Origin of the sequence: Bacillus alveayuensis (assembly GCA_030812955.1) — a bacterium.
GTDB classification, from domain to species: domain Bacteria; phylum Bacillota; class Bacilli; order Bacillales; family Aeribacillaceae; genus Bacillus_CB; species Bacillus_CB alveayuensis.
In genome coordinates, this window is the sequence record JAUSTR010000001.1 from 477,736 (window position 1) to 499,139 (window position 21,404).

The following is a 21,404-nucleotide window of genomic DNA, read 5'->3' on the forward strand; positions in this document are numbered from 1 at the left end:
GCTTAGGTAACAATTTCTTTTAATTCCTGTTATAAATGACCTCGCTCAAGGTAAAATTAATGAATGTAGCCATGTGATTTATATCCATATGGTGTGGGGTAGGAGCGAGGAGAGTGAAAAAATGATCATTGAAAAAATTAGAAAAATAGTTGGTGCGATTCTCCTTGTTTCTTTAATATGTTTAGGTTTTTCCGATTCAGTTAAACAATATGTATCAATGCCACAAGAAATAAAATTATTTGAAAAAGATCATTTTTCTTTCCATCACGTTATTCCTACTTTTGCCAATGCTACACAACAATCAACCAACGCTTTTATATTGGCCCAAAATGAAGCGGAATTACAAGTAAGTGGACAAAATAGTGGGAAAGGTGAAATTGTTTATGATATAGGTGGATTTCCAATTAAAAAAGTTTCCGTTGATGTACTCCCTGCTTTAAAAGTTATACCCGGGGGGCAATCAATCGGGGTTAAGTTAAATTCTTTAGGTGTATTAGTTGTTGGTTATCACCAAATTGAAACAGATGACGGAAAAAAATCCCCTGGTGAAGCAGCAGGGATTAAAATTGGAGATATTATAACAAAAATAAACGGGAAGAAAATTGAGAAAATGAGCGAAGTCACTCCTTTTATTCAAGAAGCAGGTAAGACAGGAAATCCGCTAAATCTTGTCGTCAAGCGAAATAATGAATTAATTGAAACGACGCTTAAACCTGTCAAAGATCATCATGATCAATCATACCGAATTGGTTTATATATTCGCGATTCTGCTGCAGGGATTGGGACTATGACTTTTTATGAACCGAAATCAAAAAAGTTCGGTGCTCTCGGACATGTAATTTCCGACATTGATACAAAAAAACCAATAGTTGTTCATGAAGGTAAAATCGTTCGTTCAACAGTTACGTCCATTGAAAAAGGAAGCAATGGAAAACCTGGAGAAAAATTAGCCAAGTTTTCTGGGGAAAGAGAAGAAATAGGAAAAATTACAGGAAATACTCCTTTTGGGATTTTTGGAACATTAAATAAAGATATCCAAAATGGAATTATGGATCAACCCATCCCAATAGCTTTATCTCATGAAGTAAAAAAAGGACCAGCGAAAATTTTAACAGTTGTTGACCAAGATAAAGTTGAAGCATTTGATGTCGAAATCGTCAGCATAGTTAATCAAAAATTCCCAGCTACTAAAGGAATGGTAATTAAAATAACAGATGAAAAATTGCTTCAAAAAACGGGAGGTATCGTTCAAGGAATGAGCGGTAGTCCAATTATTCAAGATGGAAAACTAGTTGGAGCCGTTACCCACGTATTTGTGAATGATCCTACTTCAGGGTACGGTGTTCATATAGAATGGATGCTGCAAGATGCTGGAATTGATCTATATAATACGAAACAAAAAGCGAGCTAAGGAGCTCGCTTTTTTCATTTGCTTTATTTCCTGTTATCACTTCGCTAAAATAAAGAGTAAAGTACATTTGTTAAGTTATGTATAATGTGAATAAGGTCGAAAATGTGAGAAAAATGGAGAATAAGAGCGTTATATGGAATTTTTGAGTTTTTTTTCAAAAATATAGAGGAATCTTTCTTTAATTGTCGAAGTCTCTTTTTAGATACATTTAGGCATTTTTGATTGCATAAGAATATCGGGGAGGAAGGTTTTGTGAAAAAGATTAAAGTCTGTATTGTAGATGATAACAAAGAGCTTGTTTCTTTATTAGAAGAGTATTTATCCAGTCAGGACGATATGGATGTCATTGGTGTTGCGTACAACGGACTAGAGTGTTTAAAAATGTTAAAGGAAAAAGAACCTGATGTTCTTTTATTAGACATCATTATGCCTCATTTAGATGGTTTAGCTGTTTTAGAAAAGCTTCGTGATATGGAAAAACCAAAAAATTTAAATGTGATCATGTTAACTGCTTTTGGACAGGAAGATGTCACGAAAAAAGCAGTCGATCTCGGGGCTGCTTATTTTATATTAAAACCGTTCGATATGGAAAGTTTAGCAAGCCATATACGGCAAGTAAGCGGGAAAACTTCATCTGTATTAAAGCGGTCTCAAGCATCTTCGAAAGTACAAAAAGAAGATAGGGCGAACAATTTAGATGCAAGTATTACAAGCATTATTCATGAAATCGGTGTACCAGCTCATATAAAAGGGTATTTATATTTACGCGAAGCTATTTCAATGGTCTATAAAGACATTGAACTATTGGGTTCAATTACGAAAGTTCTTTATCCTGACATAGCTAAAAAATATAATACGACAGCTTCTCGTGTTGAGCGTGCCATTCGTCATGCCATTGAAGTTGCTTGGAGTAGAGGCAATATTGAATCCATCTCCAACTTATTTGGCTACACCGTCAGCATGTCCAAAGCAAAACCGACGAACTCCGAATTCATCGCGATGGTTGCCGATAAATTACGCTTAGAGCATAAAGCTTCTTGAAAGAGAAAAGGCACATAATCTATGCCACCTTCTAATGAACGGCAAACGGACGATTAGAAGGTGGTATATATTTCATGAAAAAGCAGGTGCTAAAATATGACTCAAATTTTTGCTCATCGTGGTGCCAGCCGAGAATATCCAGAGAACACGATGCTAGCTTTTGAAGCAGCATATCAACAAAATGCGGATGGAATTGAACTTGATGTCCAAATGACAAAAGATGGTATTCTCGTCGTCATCCATGATGAAACACTAGATAGAACGACAAACGCAGCCGGATGGGTAAAAGACTATTCATATGCCGAGCTGCAGCATGTTGATGCTTCCTATCAGTTTCCACAATATGCCGGGCAATGCCAGATTCCGACATTAGATCAGGTGTTTTCTTGGGCCAAACGAAAACAATCTTTGTTCTTGAACATCGAATTAAAAAACAGTGTCATTGAATACCCTCATTTAGAGAAAAAAGTGATTCATTTGATTCGGCAATTTCAACTAGAAAATCGAGTCGTTCTTTCTTCGTTTAACCATTATAGTCTCGTAGAAGTTCATCGGCTGACGGATGAAATTCCAACAGCGATTTTATATCGTGAATGGTTATACGAGCCTTGGAAGTATGCAAAACAATTACAGTCTTCTGGAATTCATCCTCATTTTACTTCATTGCAAAAGGAATCCATTATTAGAAAGGCAAGAGAAGAAAATATTTCTGTTCGCGCTTACACAGTAAACAACCTAAACGTCATGGAACAATTATTTCGCTGGAATATTCCGGGCATTATAACCGATATTCCGAAAAAAGCCTTGGAAGTGAAGAAAAAAGTAAGTAGCCAAGTTTTATGAATGCTTGGCTACTTTTTATTGGAGTTTAGGTGTCTAGCTAAAGATCCAGCGGCTAGCGAACTTCTTGCTCCTCGTTATAAATCACACGCAAATCGCTTTTCCAATCTTCGCGTTTCCTTCATCTCATATGGAGCTTTCCGGTTCATACGTCGCTAGGCGAGCGCCAAGCACTTTTTTTTACGAAACGCGGCTGAACCTTATTACGCTTACGATCGCGATGTAAAATAAATCCTCCAATAAACGAAAGTCCAGCAAGGAAAAAAATGAAGCCAATTAAAAATTGCAGCCATAAATAAGGAAATGGTGGCTGTAATATTCCGAATAACATGTCTCTCATTAATTTAATTCCATAAGCAGAAAAAATACCAGGAATAACCATGATGATTAACGCTATTAATCTGGCCATGTGAATAAGTCCCTTCATTCTATTTATTCGTTGTTTTATTAAGTTTATTTTCGAACTCTCGTAAACGTTTGTCAACCCTCGCAAACATGTTATGATGGAAGTATGAAATTTTTTTCATAAATATGGCTCATCTAATGAAAGGGGGATCATCATGCAAAAAGTATTGCTCATCGGTGCTGGAAAAGGTGGCACTGCTCTTCTTAAAAGACTGTCTAGAATGAAAATGTTGAAAATTATTGCAGTTGTAGATTTAAACCCCCATTCACCTGGAATGAAATTAGCTCGATCACTCGGAATTTTTACGAGTACAGACTGGAAGCCGTTATTATCAGGACAAATTGATATCGTAATCGAAACAACAGGTCATCACCAAATTTTTGAAGAGCTTATGAAAGAGAAAAAAAAGGAAACAATCATTATCCCGGGCTCGATTGCTTATATTATGTATCAGCTAATCGAAGAAAAAGAGGCATTAATAGAAAAATTGCAAGAAGAAACATATATACAAGAAACAATATTTAATTCTACAAACGATGGGATGATTGGGATTGATGTTCATGAACGAGTGTTTTTATTTAATAAAACAGCAGAAAAAGTTACAGGAATACATAAAGAAAAGGTAATGGGCAAGCCTATTCAAGATTTCATTCCGACGAGTGGCTTGCCGCGGGTGCTTAAATCGAAACAAATTGAGATAAATCAGCAGTTTGTTTTAAATAATGGGGTTTCGATCGTTGCCACAAGAATACCTATTATAGATGAAAAGGGAAAGCTATATGGAGCTTTGTCGATTTTTAAAGAATTTACGGAAGTTGAACATCTGGCAGAAGAAATTACAAATTTAAAAGAGATCCAAACGATGTTACAGGCGATTATTCAATCATCAGAGGAAGCGATATCAGTCGTTGATGAAAAGGGCCGCGGGCTCTTAATTAATCGAGCCTATACACGAATGACAGGTTTAACAGAGGAAGAAGTGATTGGGAAACCAGCTGAGATTGACATTTCTGAAGGTGAAAGCATGCATATGAAGGTGTTGAAAACTCGTAGAGCTGTTCGGGGAGCACGAATGAAGGTTGGTCCAAATAAAAAGGATGTTATTGTTAATGTTGCTCCAATCATTGTTGATGGGAAATTAAAGGGAAGCGTTGGCGTTATTCACGATGTTTCAGAAATCCAAATGTTAACAACGGAATTGAACCGGGCACGACAAATTATCCGTACATTAGAGGCAAAATATTCATTCGATGACATTATTGGAGAAAGTGAGGAAATGAAGGTTGTTATTGAACAAGCAAAATTAGGGGCGACAACACCTGTGACTGTTTTATTAAGGGGAGAATCAGGAACGGGGAAAGAATTGTTTGCTCATGCTATTCATAATGCCAGTGATCGAAAATACAATAAATTCATTCGTGTAAACTGCGCTGCTATTTCTGAAACTTTGCTCGAAAGCGAACTTTTTGGTTATGAAGAAGGGGCTTTTTCCGGAGCAAAGCGCGGTGGAAAAAGAGGATACTTTGAAGAAGCGAATAACGGAAGTATTTTTTTAGATGAAATTGGCGAATTATCGGCACATATGCAAGCAAAATTATTAAGAGTTTTACAGGAGCGTGAAATCATTCGTGTTGGCGGTACAAAACCAATACCAGTCAATGTAAGAGTAATTGCTGCTACGAATGTAAATCTCGAAAAAGCGATGGCTGAGGGAAAATTTCGTGAAGATTTATATTATCGTTTAAATCGTTATCCAATTTCAATACCTCCTTTACGGCATCGGAAAGGAGATATTCCAGCATTATGCGCCTATTTAATAAGAAAAATAAACCAAGATTATGGACGAAATGTAGAAGGTGCTACGGACGAGGTAATCGATGCTTTCATGAATTATCATTGGCCTGGAAATGTTCGAGAGTTAGAGAATGTGTTAGGACGGGCCATCATTTTTATGAACCATCATGAAACGGTGATTCAGTCACACCACCTTCCTTCCTTAGAAGTTCAAAAAGAGAGGAAGAAAATAAATATTATCGATCATACTAATAATGCCACTTTATCTGAATTAATGGATCAGTTTGAAGAAAAGATTATTAGAAAAGCTCTTGAAGAAAATGGCTTTAATCGGACAAAGACAGCACAAAAACTAGGCATTTCCTTACGAAATTTATATTACAAGATGGAAAAATACAACATTGCAAAACATAACACGCAAAAATTTTCATAGTATGAAAAAAAATTCATGATTAGACTTTCTTGATTAAAGCGTTTTCAATCTATTTCGATTGGCACAATTCTTGCTAAAATTTTATATAGGAGCGTACAAATTCGAACAAAAATTCGGAAGGGTTGATTCTAGAAGATGAAGCTAGAAGATTTACTTACAAAAGCAGCCCAATTGGAAGATAAAACGGTTGCCGTTGCACAGGCGGAGGATGAAGAAGTAATAGAAGCCGTTTATACTTCACTAGAAAAACGATTAGCTCGTTTTATCCTTTTTGGAGAGGAAGAAAAAATTCGTTTTTATTTAAAAGAAAAGGGTATTCGGGAAGATGGGGTGAAAATTGTTCATACAACTTCTAAGGAAATGTCAGCTGAAATGGCTGTCAAAGCAGTAAAGGCAAGAGAAGCAGATGTGTTAATGAAAGGAAATATCCCAACTGCTACGATTTTAAAAGCGGTATTAAATAAAGAATATGGATTACGTACAGGAAAAGTATTATCACACGTTGCTGTTTTCGAAGTTCCTGAATATGACCGGTTCATCATTGTAACAGATGCAGCGATGAATATAGCACCTGATTTACATCAAAAGTCTCAAATTATAACAAATGCTGTTGAAATTGCAAACTCAATCGAAATTAATTTGCCAAAAGTTGCACCAATAGCAGCAGTTGAGACGGTTAATCCAGCCATGCAGGCAACACTAGATGCTGCAGCACTAACCCAAATGAATAAAAGAGGACAAATAAAAAATTGTATAGTTGATGGACCGCTTGCGCTAGATAATGCCGTTTCAATGAAAGCGGCTGAACATAAAGGGATTAAGAGTGAAGTAGCAGGTCAAGCTGATGTTTTATTAGTTCCAGCTATTGAGGCCGGAAATATTTTGTATAAATCATTAATTTACTTTGCTAAAGCGAAAGTGGGAGCTGTGATTGCAGGGGCAAAGGCACCGATTGTATTAACAAGTCGAGCAGATTCTGCTGAGAGCAAACTTTACTCTCTAGCATTAGCAATATGTTCAGCAAAATAATCTTAGGGGGAATTGAAAATGGAAATTTTTAAATATATGGAAAAATATGACTATGAGCAGCTGCTATTTTGTCAAGATGAACAATCAGGTTTAAAAGCGATTATTGCGATTCATGACACAACACTCGGCCCTGCACTTGGCGGTACGCGGATGTGGACGTATGATTCTGAAGACGCTGCCATTGAAGATGCTCTACGTTTAGCAAGAGGAATGACATACAAAAATGCAGCAGCTGGGTTAAATCTTGGTGGTGGCAAAACCGTTATTATCGGAGATCCCCGCAAAGATAAAAATGAAGCAATGTTCCGTGCATTTGGCCGTTTTATCCAAGGGCTAAATGGACGTTATATTACAGCTGAAGATGTCGGTACAACGGTTGCGGACATGGATATTATATACGAAGAAACGGATTACGTAACAGGAATTTCACCAGCGTTTGGTTCATCTGGAAATCCATCACCTGTCACAGCATACGGCGTTTATCGTGGAATGAAAGCAGCTGCGAAAGAAGCTTTCGGTTCAGATTCTTTAGAAGGTAAAGTAATTGCTGTCCAAGGTGTTGGAAACGTTGCATACAACTTATGCCGCCATTTATATGAAGAAGGAGCTCAGCTAATTGTTACGGACATTAACAAAGAAGCAGTACAACGTGTAGCAGAAGAATTCGGAGCAAAAGCTGTAGATCCTAGCGAAATTTATCGTGTTGATTGTGACATTTTTGCTCCATGTGCACTTGGAGGAATTATTAACGACGAGACGATTCCGCAATTAAAAGCAAAAGTGATTGCTGGCGCTGCCAACAACCAACTTCGTGAACCTAAGCATGGTGATAAAATTCATGAAATGGGTATTGTTTATGCACCTGATTATGTCATAAACGCTGGCGGTGTGATTAACGTAGCAGATGAATTATATGGTTATAATCGTGAGCGCGCAATGAAGAAGGTTGAACAAATTTACAACAATATTGAAAAAGTATTTGAAATCGCAAAGCGTGATCACATTCCAACATATGTTGCGGCTGATCGTCTTGCCGAAGAACGAATTGAAACAATGCGTAAATCTCGCAGCCAATTTTTACAAAATGGTCAACATATTTTAAGTCGTCGTCACACTCGTTAAATAATGTCTTAATGAAGCTGTCCCAAAGCCTCATTTTTCATTATTGGATCATGATTTTATAGATAGAAGGGCATGTGAGGCCATAACAATAATGGGACAGCCTCAAACATGTTTACGAAAATGGAGGTTTTCGACTGTGCAAGATCGTGATTACAGAATTCTTGTCATTAATCCTGGCTCAACCTCAACAAAAATAGGCGTGTTTGATGGAGAGCGTTCAATTTTTGAAAAGACGATTCGCCATGACGCGGAAAAAATACATTCATTTCCTACTATTATTGATCAATATGAGTTTCGTAAACAGACGATTTTAGACGCTTTAGACGAAGAGGGGATCAATATTTCAAAATTGAGTGCTGTTTGCGGACGCGGAGGATTATTACGTCCGATTGAAGGGGGGACTTACAAGGTTAATGAGGCGATGCTAGAGGATTTACGAAATGGTTACGCAGGACAACATGCCTCAAACCTTGGCGGTATTTTAGCGAATGAAATTGCTTCAGGGCTTAATATTCCAGCCTATATTGTTGACCCGGTTGTAGTCGATGAAATGGAGCCAATTGCTAAAATATCTGGTGTACCTAGTATCGAACGAAAAAGTATTTTCCATGCACTAAATCAAAAAGCTGTCGCAAGAAAAGTTGCAGCAACTTTTCATAAAAAATATGAAGAAATGAATTTCATCATTGCCCATATGGGTGGTGGAATTACGGTAGGTGTTCATAGAAAGGGAAGGGTTATTGACGTTAATAACGGTCTGCACGGTGATGGTCCATTTAGTCCTGAACGGGCTGGAACGGTGCCAGCAGGAGCCCTTGTTGAGCTTTGTTTTTCAGGTGAATATTATCGTGATGAAATTATGAAAAAACTTGTAGGCCAAGGTGGTCTTGTCGGTTATTTAGGTACAAATGATGCGGTCGAAGTTGAAAAAATGATTGAAAATGGCAATGAAAAGGCGAAGTTAATCTATGATGCGATGGCTTATCAGATCGCCAAAGAAATTGGAGCAGCTAGTGCTGTATTAAAAGGAAAAGTTGATGCGATTGTACTTACTGGAGGGCTTGCATATGGAAAAAAATTCGTCAAACAAATTTCTTCCTATATCGATTGGATTGCCGATGTGATGGTGTACCCTGGGGAAAATGAATTGCAAGCATTAGCGGAAGGGGCCCTCCGTGTCCTTCGTGGTGAAGAAAAAGCAAAAGAATATCCGGGAAAACGTTTAAAAGAAAAAGTTCTTAGTTAAGAAAGGAGTCCATTCCATGGCAACTGAATACGATTTAGTCATATTAGGCGGCGGTACTGGCGGGTACGTTGCAGCTATTCGGGCATCACAATTAGGATTAAAAACGGCTGTAGTAGAAAAAGGAAAATTAGGCGGTACGTGTTTGCACGCTGGATGTATTCCAAGTAAAGCTTTATTGCGTAGTGCAGAAGTTTTCGCAACAGCTAAACGTAGTGAAGAGTTTGGTGTAGAGACAACAGGTGTTCAATTAAACTTTTTAAAAGTACAAGAACGTAAGCAAAAAATTATTGACCAGCTTCATAATGGTGTCAAGCATTTAATGAAAAAGGGGAATATTGATGTTTATGAGGGAACTGGTCGTATATTAGGTCCATCTATTTTTTCCCCAATGCCAGGTACGATATCTGTTGAGTTCAACAATGGTGAAGAAAATGAAATATTAATACCGCAAAATGTGATTATTGCAACGGGCTCTCGTCCGCGTACGTTGCCAGGCCTTGACATTGATGGCGAGAATGTCTTGACTTCGGATGAAGCACTGCAAATGGAGAAATTACCAAAGTCCATCATCATTATCGGTGGTGGAGTCATTGGTATTGAATGGGCTTCCATGCTTCATGACTTTGGTGTAGAAGTGACAGTTCTTGAATATGCCGATCGAATTTTACCTACAGAAGACCGTGAAATTTCAAAGGAAATGGAACGTCTCATGAAGAAAAAAGGAATTCACATTGTGACAAATGCAAAAGTTCTTCCTGAAACATTGAAAAAAGGTGATAGCATCTCCATTTCAGCAGAACATAACGGGGAAGAGAAATCCTTCACAGCAGAAAAAATTCTCGTTTCCGTCGGCCGACAAGCTAATACGGAAGGAATTGGTCTAGAAAATACAGACATTCAAGTGGAAAACGGCTATATCGCAACAAATGAAGTTTATCAAACGAAAGAATCACACATTTATGCGATTGGAGATGTTATTGGTGGATTACAGCTTGCTCACGTTGCATCACATGAAGGTATTGTAGCTGTTGAGCATATAGCTGGAAAACATCCATCACCAATTGATTACACGCTAGTTTCAAAATGTGTGTACTCGAACCCTGAAATAGCAAGTGTTGGCTTAACAGAGGATGAGGCGAAAGAAAAAGGTTATCAGGTCAAGGTCGGGAAGTTTTCGTTTCGGGCGATTGGAAAGGCGCTCGTATTTGGCGATTCGGACGGATTTGTGAAACTTGTCGCTGATCAAACAACAGATGATTTGCTTGGAGTGCATATGATTGGACCACATGTAACCGATATGATTTCTGAAGCAGGATTAGCACTCGTTTTAGATGCAACTCCTTGGGAGATTGGGCATACAATTCACCCTCATCCCACACTGTCAGAAGCTATTGGTGAAGCTGCACTTGCCGTTGATGGAAAAGCTATTCATAGCTAATTAGATAAAGGAGGTTTTCATATGGCTGAAAATCGTCATAAAGAATTAGGGTTGACAGATCAAGATGTACTAGAAATGTATGAAACAATGCTTTTAGCTCGAAAAATTGATGAGCGGATGTGGTTATTAAATCGTTCTGGGAAAATTCCGTTTGTCATTTCATGTCAAGGACAAGAAGCTGCACAAGTGGGGGCTGCCTTTGCTCTAGACCGTGGGAAAGATTATGTTTGTCCATATTATCGAGATATGGGAGTTGTTTTAACATTTGGCATGACGGCAAGAGATCTAATGCTTTCCGGATTTGCTAAAGCGGAAGATCCGAGCTCAGGTGGCCGGCAAATGCCAGGTCATTTTGGCCAAAAGAAAAATCGGATTGTAACAGGATCTTCACCTGTAACAACACAAGTCCCACATGCTGTTGGTATAGCCCTTGCTGGAAAAATGGAGAAAAAAGACTTCGTTACATTTGTAACATTCGGTGAAGGTTCATCAAACCAAGGTGATTTTCACGAGGGCGCCAATTTTGCAGGTGTACACAAATTACCAGTCATTTTCATGTGTGAAAACAACAAATATGCCATTTCTGTTCCAATTGAAAAGCAATTAGCTTGTGAAAAAGTATCAGACCGTGCCATCGGGTATGGTATGCCTGGTTTTACAGTTGATGGAAATGATCCTCTTGAAGTTTATAAAGTCGTCAAAGAAGCTAGAGAACGTGCCATTCGTGGTGAAGGTCCAACATTAATTGAAACTGTATCCTATCGTTTAACACCTCACTCTTCTGATGATGATGATCGAAGTTATCGTGAACAAGAAGAAGTAGCAGAAGCGAAGAAAAATGATCCGATCGCTAAATTTGCCGCTTACTTGAAGCAAGTGGGAGTAATGACAGAAGAACAAGAAAAAGAATTATTGGATAAAGTGATGAACATTGTCAATGAAGCAACGGACTATGCGGAAAACGCTCCATATGCAGAACCAGAACATGCCTTAAAACATGTTTATGCAGAGTAAGGGGGAATTTGAATGATAGTTTCTTATATTGATGCCGTTACAATGGCTCTACGTGAAGAAATGGAACGTGATGAGAAAGTTTTCGTTCTCGGTGAAGACGTTGGCAAAAAAGGTGGCGTATTTAAAGCAACACAAGGTTTATTTGAGAAATTTGGGGAAGAACGTGTTATTGACACCCCGCTTGCTGAGTCCGCTATTGCTGGAGTGGGAATCGGTGCTGCGATGTATGGGATGAGACCAGTTGCCGAAATACAATTTGCTGATTTTATTATGCCAGCTGTGAACCAAATTATTTCAGAAGCGGCTCGTATTCGTTATCGTTCCAATAACGATTGGAATTGTCCCATTACGATACGGGCACCATATGGCGGAGGTGTACACGGAGCATTATATCATTCGCAATCTGTTGAAGCTATTTTTGCGAACCAGCCTGGTTTAAAAATTGTGATGCCTTCTACACCTTATGATGTAAAAGGGTTATTAAAAGCAGCTATACGCGATGATGATCCGGTTTTATTTTTTGAGCATAAACGGGCGTACCGTTTAATTAAAGGGGAAGTTCCGGAAGAGGAATACGTACTACCGTTAGGAAAAGCGGATGTGAAGCGAGAAGGTGACGATATTACCGTTATTACGTACGGATTATGTGTGCATTTTGCTTTGCAAGCTGCAGAGCGTTTAGCGAAAGATGGGATTTCAGCTCATATTGTTGATTTACGCACCGTCTATCCACTTGATAAAGAAGCCATTATCGAAGCAGCTTCCAAAACAGGGAAAGTTCTTCTTGTTACAGAGGATAATAAAGAAGGAAGCATTATGAGCGAAGTATCAGCCATCATTGCTGAACATTGCTTGTTTGACTTAGATGCACCAATCAAGAGACTTGCTGGTCCTGATGTACCAGCGATGCCATATGCTCCAACAATGGAAAAATTCTTCATGGTAAATCCAGATAAAATTGAAAAAGCAATGCGTGAACTAGCAGAATTTTAATTCGGGGAGGTAATCATTGTGGCAATTGAAGAAATGAAAATGCCCCAATTAGGTGAGAGTGTAACTGAGGGTACGATTAGTAAATGGCTCGTCAATGTTGGGGATAAAGTAAATAAATATGATCCACTTGCAGAAGTGATGACGGATAAAGTGAACGCAGAGGTTCTTTCCTCTTTTACAGGAGTGATTACAGAATTAACAGCTAATGAAGGTGACACATTAGCAGTTGGTGAAGTCATTTGTAAAATCGAAGTGGAAGGCGGAAAAGCTCCTGAAGTAAAAGAGGAGAAAGAGGAAAAAGACACAACTGAAGCTAAATCAGAAGCTATTGGAGCAAAACAAGATGACGCACCTCAAAAAAAGCGCTATTCACCTGCTGTTCTTCGCCTTGCACAGGAGCATGATATCGATTTAGAGAAAGTAAATGGAACAGGTGCAGGAGGAAGAATTACTCGTAAAGATTTAATGAAGCTCATTGAAAATGGCAACATTCCGAAAAAAGGTGAGGAAAAACGAAAAGAGGTTACGGTTCAAGAAGAGCAGCCGAAAGCTGCACAAATGCCAGTAAGTCAAAAAGAACAACCGTCACCTTCTGTTCCGACAATGCCTAGAGATGTAGAAATCCCAGTATCTGGTGTGCGGCGTGCGATTGCGCAAAATATGTTGCGCAGTAAGCATGAAGTTCCACATGCATGGACGATGATTGAAGTAGATGTAACAAACCTAGTGGAATATCGTAACGCCATAAAAGATGAATTTAAGAAGAAAGAAGGCTTTAACTTAACATTCTTTGCATTCTTCGTAAAAGCGGCAGCTCAAGCGTTAAAAGAATTTCCACAAATCAATTCGATGTGGGCTGGAGATAAAATTATTCAAAAGAAAGATATTAATATTTCCATCGCAGTAGCTACAGAAGATGCTTTATACGTTCCGGTTATTAAACATGCGGATGAAAAATCGATTAAAGGTATTGCCCGAGAAATAAATGACCTTGCTCATAAAGTTCGTTCCGGCAAATTAACATCTGAAGACATGCAAGGAGGAACATTTACTGTAAACAATACAGGCTCCTTCGGTTCTGTACAATCAATGGGAATTATCAACTATCCACAGGCAGCAATTCTTCAAGTTGAATCGATTGTGAAACGACCTGTTGTCATGGATAATGGAATGATTGCTGTACGTGACATGGTGAACCTATGTATGTCATTAGACCATCGTGTTTTAGACGGTCTCATTTGCGGTCGCTTCTTACAACGGATAAAAGAAATTCTTGAAAATATTTCAAAAGACTATACATCTATCTATTAATAAGGTGTCAATCAAGACACCTTTTTTATCATATCAGCATTTATATCATGATAACGAAGGAATCAACCCAATTATATAGTTATGGATGTCTAGCGAAAGCCGCACAGCGATTAGAGAACTTCCCTCTCCCCCTCCCGATAAGCCAACATCGACGCTTTCGCTCTTCGTGTTTCCTTTATTTCATGCGGAGCGGTCCAGTTCATACGTCGTTAAGCGGGGCGCTTTGAGCTTTTCTTATCTCCTTCCGAAATGGCCCAGTTTGGCGAATGTCCTGAGCTTTTATCCTTACTGTCTTTACAAGTGATTGAACGAGCGCTCGATTTGTAATAAAATAAAAAATAGTTAAAATATTTTTATGTTTTTTCAAGGCTGTTTTCGTAAACTTTGTTGCTTTTCGACTCACGCTATAGCGTGAGTCGAAAAGCTAGAGTATAGTAAAGCAACAATCTTTTAGAAAATAGCCTTTTTAAAAGTTCCATCGTTTTCAAATAGAAAGGGGGATGGCTTCCGGTTCGGAAGCACGGTCATGAGATTTGATTCAAGTTTTCAAGAAGTGACATATGAAGACTGGCTTAAGGCGGCTGAGGCACAATTAAAAGGAAAGCCGATTGAATCACTGTTTTCTATGACATATGAGGGGATTCGTATTAAACCACTTTATGAAAAAAATGATGTGAAAGAGCCTTTTTCACTTCCAGGGTCACCCCCTTATGTAAGGGGAACTTCAGAAAATAAAACCGATTGGTATATCAGTCAGTTCATAACCGGATGTGAACCAGTATCGTTAAAGAAAAACATTCAAAAGGCCATCAAGAGAGGCCAAAATAGTCTCTATTTTTCTGTTGAAAACATCCATTCTGTTAACGATTTACAAATGATTTTACAAGACGTTGATGTGAAAAATATTCATTTTCATATTGATGCAACAAAAAATAGAGCTTTTTTACCATTGCTCGTTCATTACTGCCATATCGAGAACGTACCGATTCATGAATTAAAAGGTACGATTGCCTTTAATCCATTTTATGAAATGGTCACCCTCGGATTAAATGAATCAACTTTCAAAAAGGCTATAGACTATTTATCGTCTATGATGAACTGGAGTGGTCGCAATGGGCTTCAGCTAAAATTAGTTTTATTAGACGGAAAAGTATTTCAACAGGCAGGAGCTAATGCTATTCAAGAGTTAGCTTTTACGTTTTTAAAAGGAATTGAAATATTGGAGGCGCTTTCTGAAAAGGGACATTCCATTGAAGAAATATCGAAGAGAATTCAATTTTCATTTGCAATCGGCTCCGATTTTTTCATGGAAGTTGCTAAGCTTCGGGCGGCCAAACAAATTTGGGCAACGATTGTGAATGCATATGATGGAAGTCTAGAAGCACAAAAAGCTTATATACATGCGGAAACTTCAACATTGAATAAGTCAAAGCTTGATATCCATGTGAACCTACTTCGTACAACAGGTGAAGCATTTGCCGCGATTATTGGTGGTGTTGATAGCCTTACGATCTCTCCATTTGATGCGCTGCTGGGAAATACTAGTGAATTGTCTGAAAGAATTGCAAGAAATACTCACTTTATAATAAAAGAAGAGAGCCTGCTAGATAAAGTACAAGACCCTGCAGGAGGTTCTTGGTATATCGAATCGTTAACAAAACAAATTTCAGAAAAAGTGTGGAGTCTCATTCAATCTTACGAAAAAGTTGGAGGGATTATTAAAGCCCTTCAAGACGGTAAGGTACAAAAGGAAATCGAAGATATGTATACGCTTAAGCAATCGGATATAGAAAAACGAAACAAAATGCTGATTGGAACGAATATTTACGCCAATTTAGGAGAAGAATTAGCTGTTGCGACAAAAGAACGTGAACAAAAAATGATGAAACTAATACAAGTAGAAAGTGTTGAAGAATGCTTAAGAGTTCTGAAAGAAGAAGGGGGCAGCATTTTACCACTTGTTAAAACATTTGAGCAAACAGAAGAAAATGAAATACAACCACTGATGAATAGAAGGCTGAGTAAACCATTTGAAACATTACGGGAAAAGGCGGAGAAGCACCGACAACTGCATGGGTTTTATCCAAACGTTTCCATCGCTGTCATCGGACAATTAAAAGACTACAAAGCACGCCTTGATTTTGTCAAAGGATTGTTCGCTACAGGAGGAATTGATACGAACATCGTCCCGATTAATGAAGCGGAACGAGCAAATAGTGAATTGATCATCATTTGCGGAGCCGATCAAGACTATGAACAATTAGATACCTCCATTCTCGATCGATTAAAAGAAAAATGCGATCATATATGGATCACAGCTCCAGAGGGGCATAAGGTGTTAGCGAAATGGAACATTGAACAAGCGGTACACAATAAACTGAACTTTTATGAATTTTTATGTCATGTTCATGATTTGCTGGGGGTGAAGGCATGATGAGAAAAGTGGACTTTTCAAAGGTCGCATTATTAGAGCAAAGTCAACATTTAACGAAACAAGAGGAAAGGAAAAATCCATTTATCACAAATGAAAACATTGCAATAAAACACATTTATACGGAAAAAGATTGTGAATCGTTTGACCACCTTCAGACATTTCCGGGGATCCCGCCTTATTTAAGAGGACCGTATGCGACCATGTATGTGAAGCGTCCATGGACGATTCGCCAATATGCCGGCTTTTCAACAGCAGAAGAAAGCAATGCTTTTTATCGCCGCAACTTAGAAATGGGTCAAAAAGGATTGTCGGTTGCCTTTGATTTGGCCACTCACCGCGGTTATGATTCGGATCATCCACGTGTAGTAGGAGATGTCGGGAAAGCTGGTGTTGCGATTGATTCCATTTTAGATATGAAAATTTTATTTGATGGGATTCCGCTTAATAAAATGTCTGTTTCAATGACGATGAACGGTGCGGTTCTTCCGATCATGGCCTTTTATATTGTAACTGCTGAAGAACAAGGGGTTAAACAAGAAGAATTATCAGGTACCATCCAAAACGATATTTTAAAAGAGTATATGGTTCGTAATACGTACATTTATCCACCGGAAACATCGATGCGCATAATCGGTGATATTTTTGCTTATACTTCAAAGCATATGCCGAAATTTAATAGTATTAGTATTTCCGGCTATCATATGCAGGAAGCAGGAGCACCAGCTGATTTAGAACTCGCTTATACTCTTGCAGATGGTTTGGAATATATTCGAACTGGATTAAAAGCAGGTCTTTCGATTGACCAATTCGCCCCAAGGCTTTCTTTTTTCTGGGCAATTGGAATGAATTACTTTATGGAAGTAGCGAAAATGAGGGCAGCTCGCTTTATGTGGGCAAGTATTGTTCAACAATTCAACCCGAAAAATCCGAAGTCACTAGCACTTCGTACTCATTCACAAACTTCTGGTTGGAGCTTGACGGAACAAGATCCATTTAATAATGTTGTTCGCACATGTATTGAAGCTCATGCGGCCGCAATGGGGCATACACAGTCGCTTCATACAAATGCATTAGATGAAGCGATAGCGCTTCCAACAGATTTTTCGGCACGCATTGCTCGCAATACCCAGCTTTATTTACAAGAAGAAACCGATATTTGTCGAGTGATCGATCCGTGGGCTGGCTCATATTACGTCGAAACATTAACGAAGCAATTGATGGATCGAGCTTGGGAGCATATCGAAGAAATTGAAGAATTAGGTGGAATGGCAAATGCGATTGAAACAGGACTGCCGAAAATGCGCATTGAAGAAGCGGCAGCAAGAAGGCAAGCACGCATTGATTCAGGGAAAGAGTCGATAATTGGTGTGAATAAATTCCGCTTAGATCAAGAAGAGTCCATTGAAATTTTGAGCATCGATAATACAGAAGTTCGAAAAAAACAAATCGCTCGTTTGGAAGAGCTAAAGCGAAATCGTGATGAAGAAAAGGTGAAAGAAGCTCTTGATGCGATTACGGAAGCGACGAGAACCGGAAAAGGAAACTTGCTAGAACTTTCTGTTCAAGCGGCCAGAAGCCGTGCAACATTAGGGGAAATTTCTTATGCTATTGAAAAGGTAGCGAAACGACATCGTGCTGTAATCCGTTCAATTAGCGGTGTTTACGGATCAGAATATTCAAATGAACAAGAAATTGAAAAAGTGCGAAAACGGACTGACCTTTTTTATGAGCTCGAAGGAAGAAGACCGCGCATTTTAATTGCTAAAATGGGACAAGACGGACATGATCGTGGAGCAAAAGTAGTTGCAACTGCTTATGCTGATTTAGGATTTGATGTTGATATTGGCCCATTGTTCCAAACACCTGAGGAAACGGCGTTGCAGGCTGTAGAAAATGATGTTCACGTAGTAGGGATGAGTTCATTAGCTGGAGGTCATAAAACATTATTGCCAGAGCTTGTCAAAGAGCTGAAAAAATTAGGCCGTGAAGACATTTTGGTCATCGTTGGTGGCGTGATCCCTCCACAAGATTATGATTATTTAAAAGAGCGTGGTGCAGATGAAATTTTTGGACCAGGGACGGTTATTCCTTTAGCTGCAATGAAAATATTAGACAAAATATATGAACGGCTTGGCTATGAGGATGTGCCTGAGTAATGAAGAAGCGATACCAAAGGAAAGAAAAATCAATAGAAGAACTGATGGATGGTATATTAAGCGGTGATCGTGTTACATTAGCGCAAGCGATCACATTAGTTGAAAGCAATTCAATCCGTCACTTTGAAAAAGCTCAAGCACTTATTCAAGCGATCCTCCCATATCGAAAAAAAACCATTCGAATCGGGATCACGGGAGTCCCTGGTGCAGGGAAAAGTACGTTTATTGATACGTTTGGAACGTATTTAACCGAACAAAACTTGAAGGTTGCAGTGCTTGCTGTAGACCCTTCCAGTAAAGTATCAAAGGGAAGTATTTTAGGAGATAAAACAAGGATGGAGCGTCTGTCACGTAATCAAAATGCCTTTATAAGACCTTCACCATCAGGAGGAACACTTGGTGGTGTCAGTCGTAAAACACGGGAAACTCTTTTATTATGTGAGGCTGCCGGTTATGATGTTATACTAGTGGAAACGGTTGGTGTAGGACAAGGTGAATTCGTTGTTCGCAGTATGGTCGATTTCTTTTTGCTTATTGTGTTAACAGGTGCTGGTGATGAATTGCAAACAATGAAAAAAGGAATAATGGAACTTCCGGACTTAGTTGTCGTCAATAAAGCGGATGGAGATAATATTTCAAAAGCGGAAAAAGCGAAAAATGAGTTCAATACCATTCTTCATTTTTTAAAATCATATACTGAAGGGTGGGAAACGAAAGCAGTTACCGCATCAGCTTTAAAAGAAACAGGCATATCGGATATATGGAAGATCATTCAACAATTTCAAGAAACAACTGAAAAAACGGGTGTTTTTGAAAAACGAAGAAAAGAGCAGCAGCTTGAATGGATGCATGAAATGATTAAAGAGCAGCTGGAACGAATGTTTTACGAACATCCTGAAATAAAAGAAATCCTCCCAATTTATGAACAAGAAGTCATTTCCGGACAAAAAACAGTTGCATCTACGGTTTTACAGCTTGTGAACCGTTTTTCGAATCGATAACGTTCTCTTTATTTGCTCGACGCTTAAAGTCATTGTAAGATATAAAGTATAAGTGATGTTTGCTTAACCTATTGACATGGAAATACAATGACTAAAGGAGAGAGAAGAGTGAATATTGATTTTAATCTTTTTATGAATGATATCGTTCGTCAAGCGCGTGAAGAGATGGTTGCTAGTGGATATACGGAATTGAAAACACCAGAAGAAGTGGATGAAGCCTTTAAAAGGAAAGGGACAACATTAGTCATGATCAATTCAGTGTGCGGCTGTGCCGGGGGAATTGCTAGACCAGCTGCGGCGAATGCGATTCATTATGATAAAAGACCGGACTATCTCGTAACGGTTTTTGCTGGGCAAGATAGAGAAGCGACGGAACGGGCTAGATCTTACTTTACAGGATATCCGCCATCATCTCCATCCTTTGCTCTTTTAAAAGACGGAAAGCTTATGACTATGATTGAGCGCCATGAAATCGAAGGCCATGATCCAATGTCGGTGATTGCTAAGCTGCAAAAAGCATTTGATGAATATTGTGAAGAAGTTTAACAAGTATGGGCTGATTCAAAACATGAAACATATTGAATCAGCTTTTTTTTGGTCATAAAAGTCGAGTTGAAATTATAAATATTTTATTCATCATTCCATGATAAAAAATTAGAAAATTTATATATTTATAAAATATTTTGTGATAAAATCATAATAGAAAACTATTGTATTAGTTAAAAAATGTAAGTTGAAAAATTTTTATTGCATATGAATTAGTCCGTAAGATAAAATACAAATAAATGAATATATATTAATTTTTATTTATTTTTATACATTCTTATATTTTTTTGGAGGGTTAAAGAATGAAAAAATGGTTTTATTTATTGATAATGGTTTTGACATTTAGCCTGTTAGCTTCATGTGGAACATCCAACTCTGAAAGCAAAAGTGATGAAGAGAAAAAAGAAGTTTTAGTAATGGGTACTTCAGCAGATTATGCACCTTTTGAATATATTGATACAGCGAAAGGATCTGACATTATCGGAATAGATGTTGATATTGCAAAAGCGATCACAGAAAGATTAGGTTATGAGCTCGAAATTCAAGATATGGACTTTAATGGTCTGATCCCAGCACTACAATCCAATAAAGTAGATTTTGTCTTAGCTGGTATGTCCGTGACACCAGAACGTAAAGAGAGCGTTGATTTTAGTGATGTTTACTATTCAGCAAAACATATGATTGTTTCGAAAGCTGACAGTGGCATTCAAACAGTTGAAGATTTAGAAGGAAAAACAGTCGGTGTTCAATTAGCATCTGTACAAGAAGAAAAAGCGAATGAAATTGCCGAAACGATAAATGTAACAGTCGAAAATCGCAATCGTATTTCTGAAGTTATTCAAGAAATTAAATCAGGTCGATTTGATGCTGCTATTATCGAAGACTCTGTTGCCAAAGGATATTTAGAAAAAGATGCTGACTTACAAGGTTTTGTTATCGAAGAAGAAAATGCAGAAGAAAACGGCTATGCCATTGCTTTTCCAAAAGGTAGTGAACTCACAGAAAAATTTAATGAAGAGTTACAAAAAATGAAGGAAAGCGGTGAATTGGAAGAAATTTTAGTCAAGTGGTTTGATGGAGAATAAGGTCATTTTCTAAAATCTTCTTTAGTCTGAAACGTTCAACATGCTTTAGTTGAACGTTTCAGTTTGTAGACAAAGGAATTTTTCAGACTGTTGAACGTTTCTAT

17 protein-coding genes are annotated in these 21,404 nt (G+C 38.2%); 16 read left to right on the forward strand and 1 reads right to left on the reverse strand.

Going from position 1 to position 21,404, the window contains the following annotated elements:
* Positions 1-121: 121 nt before the first annotated feature.
* The 3 genes from spoIVB to J2S06_RS02410 all read left to right on the forward strand — a co-directional run bounded on the left by spoIVB (position 122) and on the right by J2S06_RS02410 (position 3,295).
* Positions 122-1,411 (forward strand): SpoIVB peptidase, encoded by a 1,290-nt coding sequence (gene spoIVB / locus J2S06_RS02400; RefSeq protein ID WP_419151170.1) that lies wholly within the window; start codon positions 122-124, stop codon positions 1,409-1,411.
* Positions 1,412-1,663: 252 nt separating this feature from the next.
* The gene (gene spo0A / locus J2S06_RS02405) at positions 1,664-2,452 is read left to right on the forward strand and encodes a sporulation transcription factor Spo0A (protein ID WP_419151171.1); all 789 of its coding nucleotides are present in this window, start codon (positions 1,664-1,666) and stop codon (positions 2,450-2,452) included.
* A gap of 96 nt (positions 2,453-2,548) precedes the next feature.
* Positions 2,549-3,295, forward strand: coding sequence for a glycerophosphodiester phosphodiesterase (locus tag J2S06_RS02410; RefSeq protein ID WP_419151172.1), 747 nt, complete (start codon positions 2,549-2,551; stop codon positions 3,293-3,295).
* Between the two features lie 142 nt (positions 3,296-3,437).
* On the opposite strand, the gene J2S06_RS02415 is transcribed toward J2S06_RS02410, so the two are convergent.
* The gene (locus tag J2S06_RS02415) at positions 3,438-3,701 is read right to left on the reverse strand and encodes a DUF2627 domain-containing protein (protein WP_419151173.1); all 264 of its coding nucleotides are present in this window, start codon (positions 3,699-3,701) and stop codon (positions 3,438-3,440) included.
* 151 nt (positions 3,702-3,852) lie between these two features.
* Here J2S06_RS02415 and J2S06_RS02420 point away from each other — a divergent pair, with 151 nt between their 5' ends.
* The 13 genes from J2S06_RS02420 (at position 3,853) to J2S06_RS02480 (ending at position 21,300) form a co-directional block, all read left to right on the forward strand.
* The gene (locus J2S06_RS02420) at positions 3,853-5,925 is read left to right on the forward strand and encodes a sigma 54-interacting transcriptional regulator (protein WP_419151174.1); all 2,073 of its coding nucleotides are present in this window, start codon (positions 3,853-3,855) and stop codon (positions 5,923-5,925) included.
* Positions 5,926-6,060: 135 nt separating this feature from the next.
* Positions 6,061-6,954 carry a phosphate butyryltransferase gene (gene yqiS, locus J2S06_RS02425; RefSeq protein ID WP_419151175.1) on the forward strand — a complete coding sequence of 298 codons (894 nt, stop codon included), beginning with the start codon at positions 6,061-6,063 and terminating at the stop codon, positions 6,952-6,954.
* An 18-nt stretch (positions 6,955-6,972) separates the two neighbouring features.
* Positions 6,973-8,076, forward strand: coding sequence for a branched-chain amino acid dehydrogenase (bcd, locus tag J2S06_RS02430; RefSeq protein WP_419151176.1), 1,104 nt, complete (start codon positions 6,973-6,975; stop codon positions 8,074-8,076).
* A 136-nt stretch (positions 8,077-8,212) separates the two neighbouring features.
* On the forward strand, positions 8,213-9,322 hold the full coding sequence (buk, locus tag J2S06_RS02435) for a butyrate kinase (protein WP_419151177.1): 1,110 nt from the start codon (positions 8,213-8,215) through the stop codon (positions 9,320-9,322).
* A gap of 16 nt (positions 9,323-9,338) precedes the next feature.
* Entirely contained in the window at positions 9,339-10,760 is a 1,422-nt protein-coding gene (gene lpdA / locus J2S06_RS02440) for a dihydrolipoyl dehydrogenase (RefSeq protein ID WP_419151178.1), read from the forward strand.
* 21 nt (positions 10,761-10,781) lie between these two features.
* The gene (locus J2S06_RS02445; RefSeq protein ID WP_419151179.1) at positions 10,782-11,774 is read left to right on the forward strand and encodes a thiamine pyrophosphate-dependent dehydrogenase E1 component subunit alpha; all 993 of its coding nucleotides are present in this window, start codon (positions 10,782-10,784) and stop codon (positions 11,772-11,774) included.
* A gap of 12 nt (positions 11,775-11,786) precedes the next feature.
* Positions 11,787-12,767, forward strand: a complete 981-nt coding sequence (locus J2S06_RS02450) for an alpha-ketoacid dehydrogenase subunit beta (RefSeq protein ID WP_419151180.1) — start codon at positions 11,787-11,789, stop codon at positions 12,765-12,767.
* Positions 12,768-12,800: 33 nt separating this feature from the next.
* Entirely contained in the window at positions 12,801-14,078 is a 1,278-nt protein-coding gene (locus tag J2S06_RS02455) for a dihydrolipoamide acetyltransferase family protein (protein WP_459077040.1), read from the forward strand.
* 526 nt (positions 14,079-14,604) lie between these two features.
* On the forward strand, positions 14,605-16,512 hold the full coding sequence (locus J2S06_RS02460; protein WP_419151182.1) for a methylmalonyl-CoA mutase family protein: 1,908 nt from the start codon (positions 14,605-14,607) through the stop codon (positions 16,510-16,512).
* Positions 16,509-18,668 carry a methylmalonyl-CoA mutase gene (gene scpA / locus J2S06_RS02465; RefSeq protein WP_419151183.1) on the forward strand — a complete coding sequence of 720 codons (2,160 nt, stop codon included), beginning with the start codon at positions 16,509-16,511 and terminating at the stop codon, positions 18,666-18,668. The genes J2S06_RS02460 and scpA overlap by 4 nt, the downstream gene beginning before the upstream one ends.
* Entirely contained in the window at positions 18,668-19,669 is a 1,002-nt protein-coding gene (gene meaB / locus J2S06_RS02470) for a methylmalonyl Co-A mutase-associated GTPase MeaB (protein ID WP_052659616.1), read from the forward strand. The genes scpA and meaB overlap by 1 nt, the downstream gene beginning before the upstream one ends.
* Positions 19,670-19,777: 108 nt before the next feature.
* Positions 19,778-20,215, forward strand: coding sequence for a BrxA/BrxB family bacilliredoxin (locus J2S06_RS02475; protein WP_044896409.1), 438 nt, complete (start codon positions 19,778-19,780; stop codon positions 20,213-20,215).
* A gap of 302 nt (positions 20,216-20,517) precedes the next feature.
* Positions 20,518-21,300, forward strand: a complete 783-nt coding sequence (locus tag J2S06_RS02480; protein WP_044896410.1) for a transporter substrate-binding domain-containing protein — start codon at positions 20,518-20,520, stop codon at positions 21,298-21,300.
* Positions 21,301-21,404: the final 104 nt, after the last annotated feature.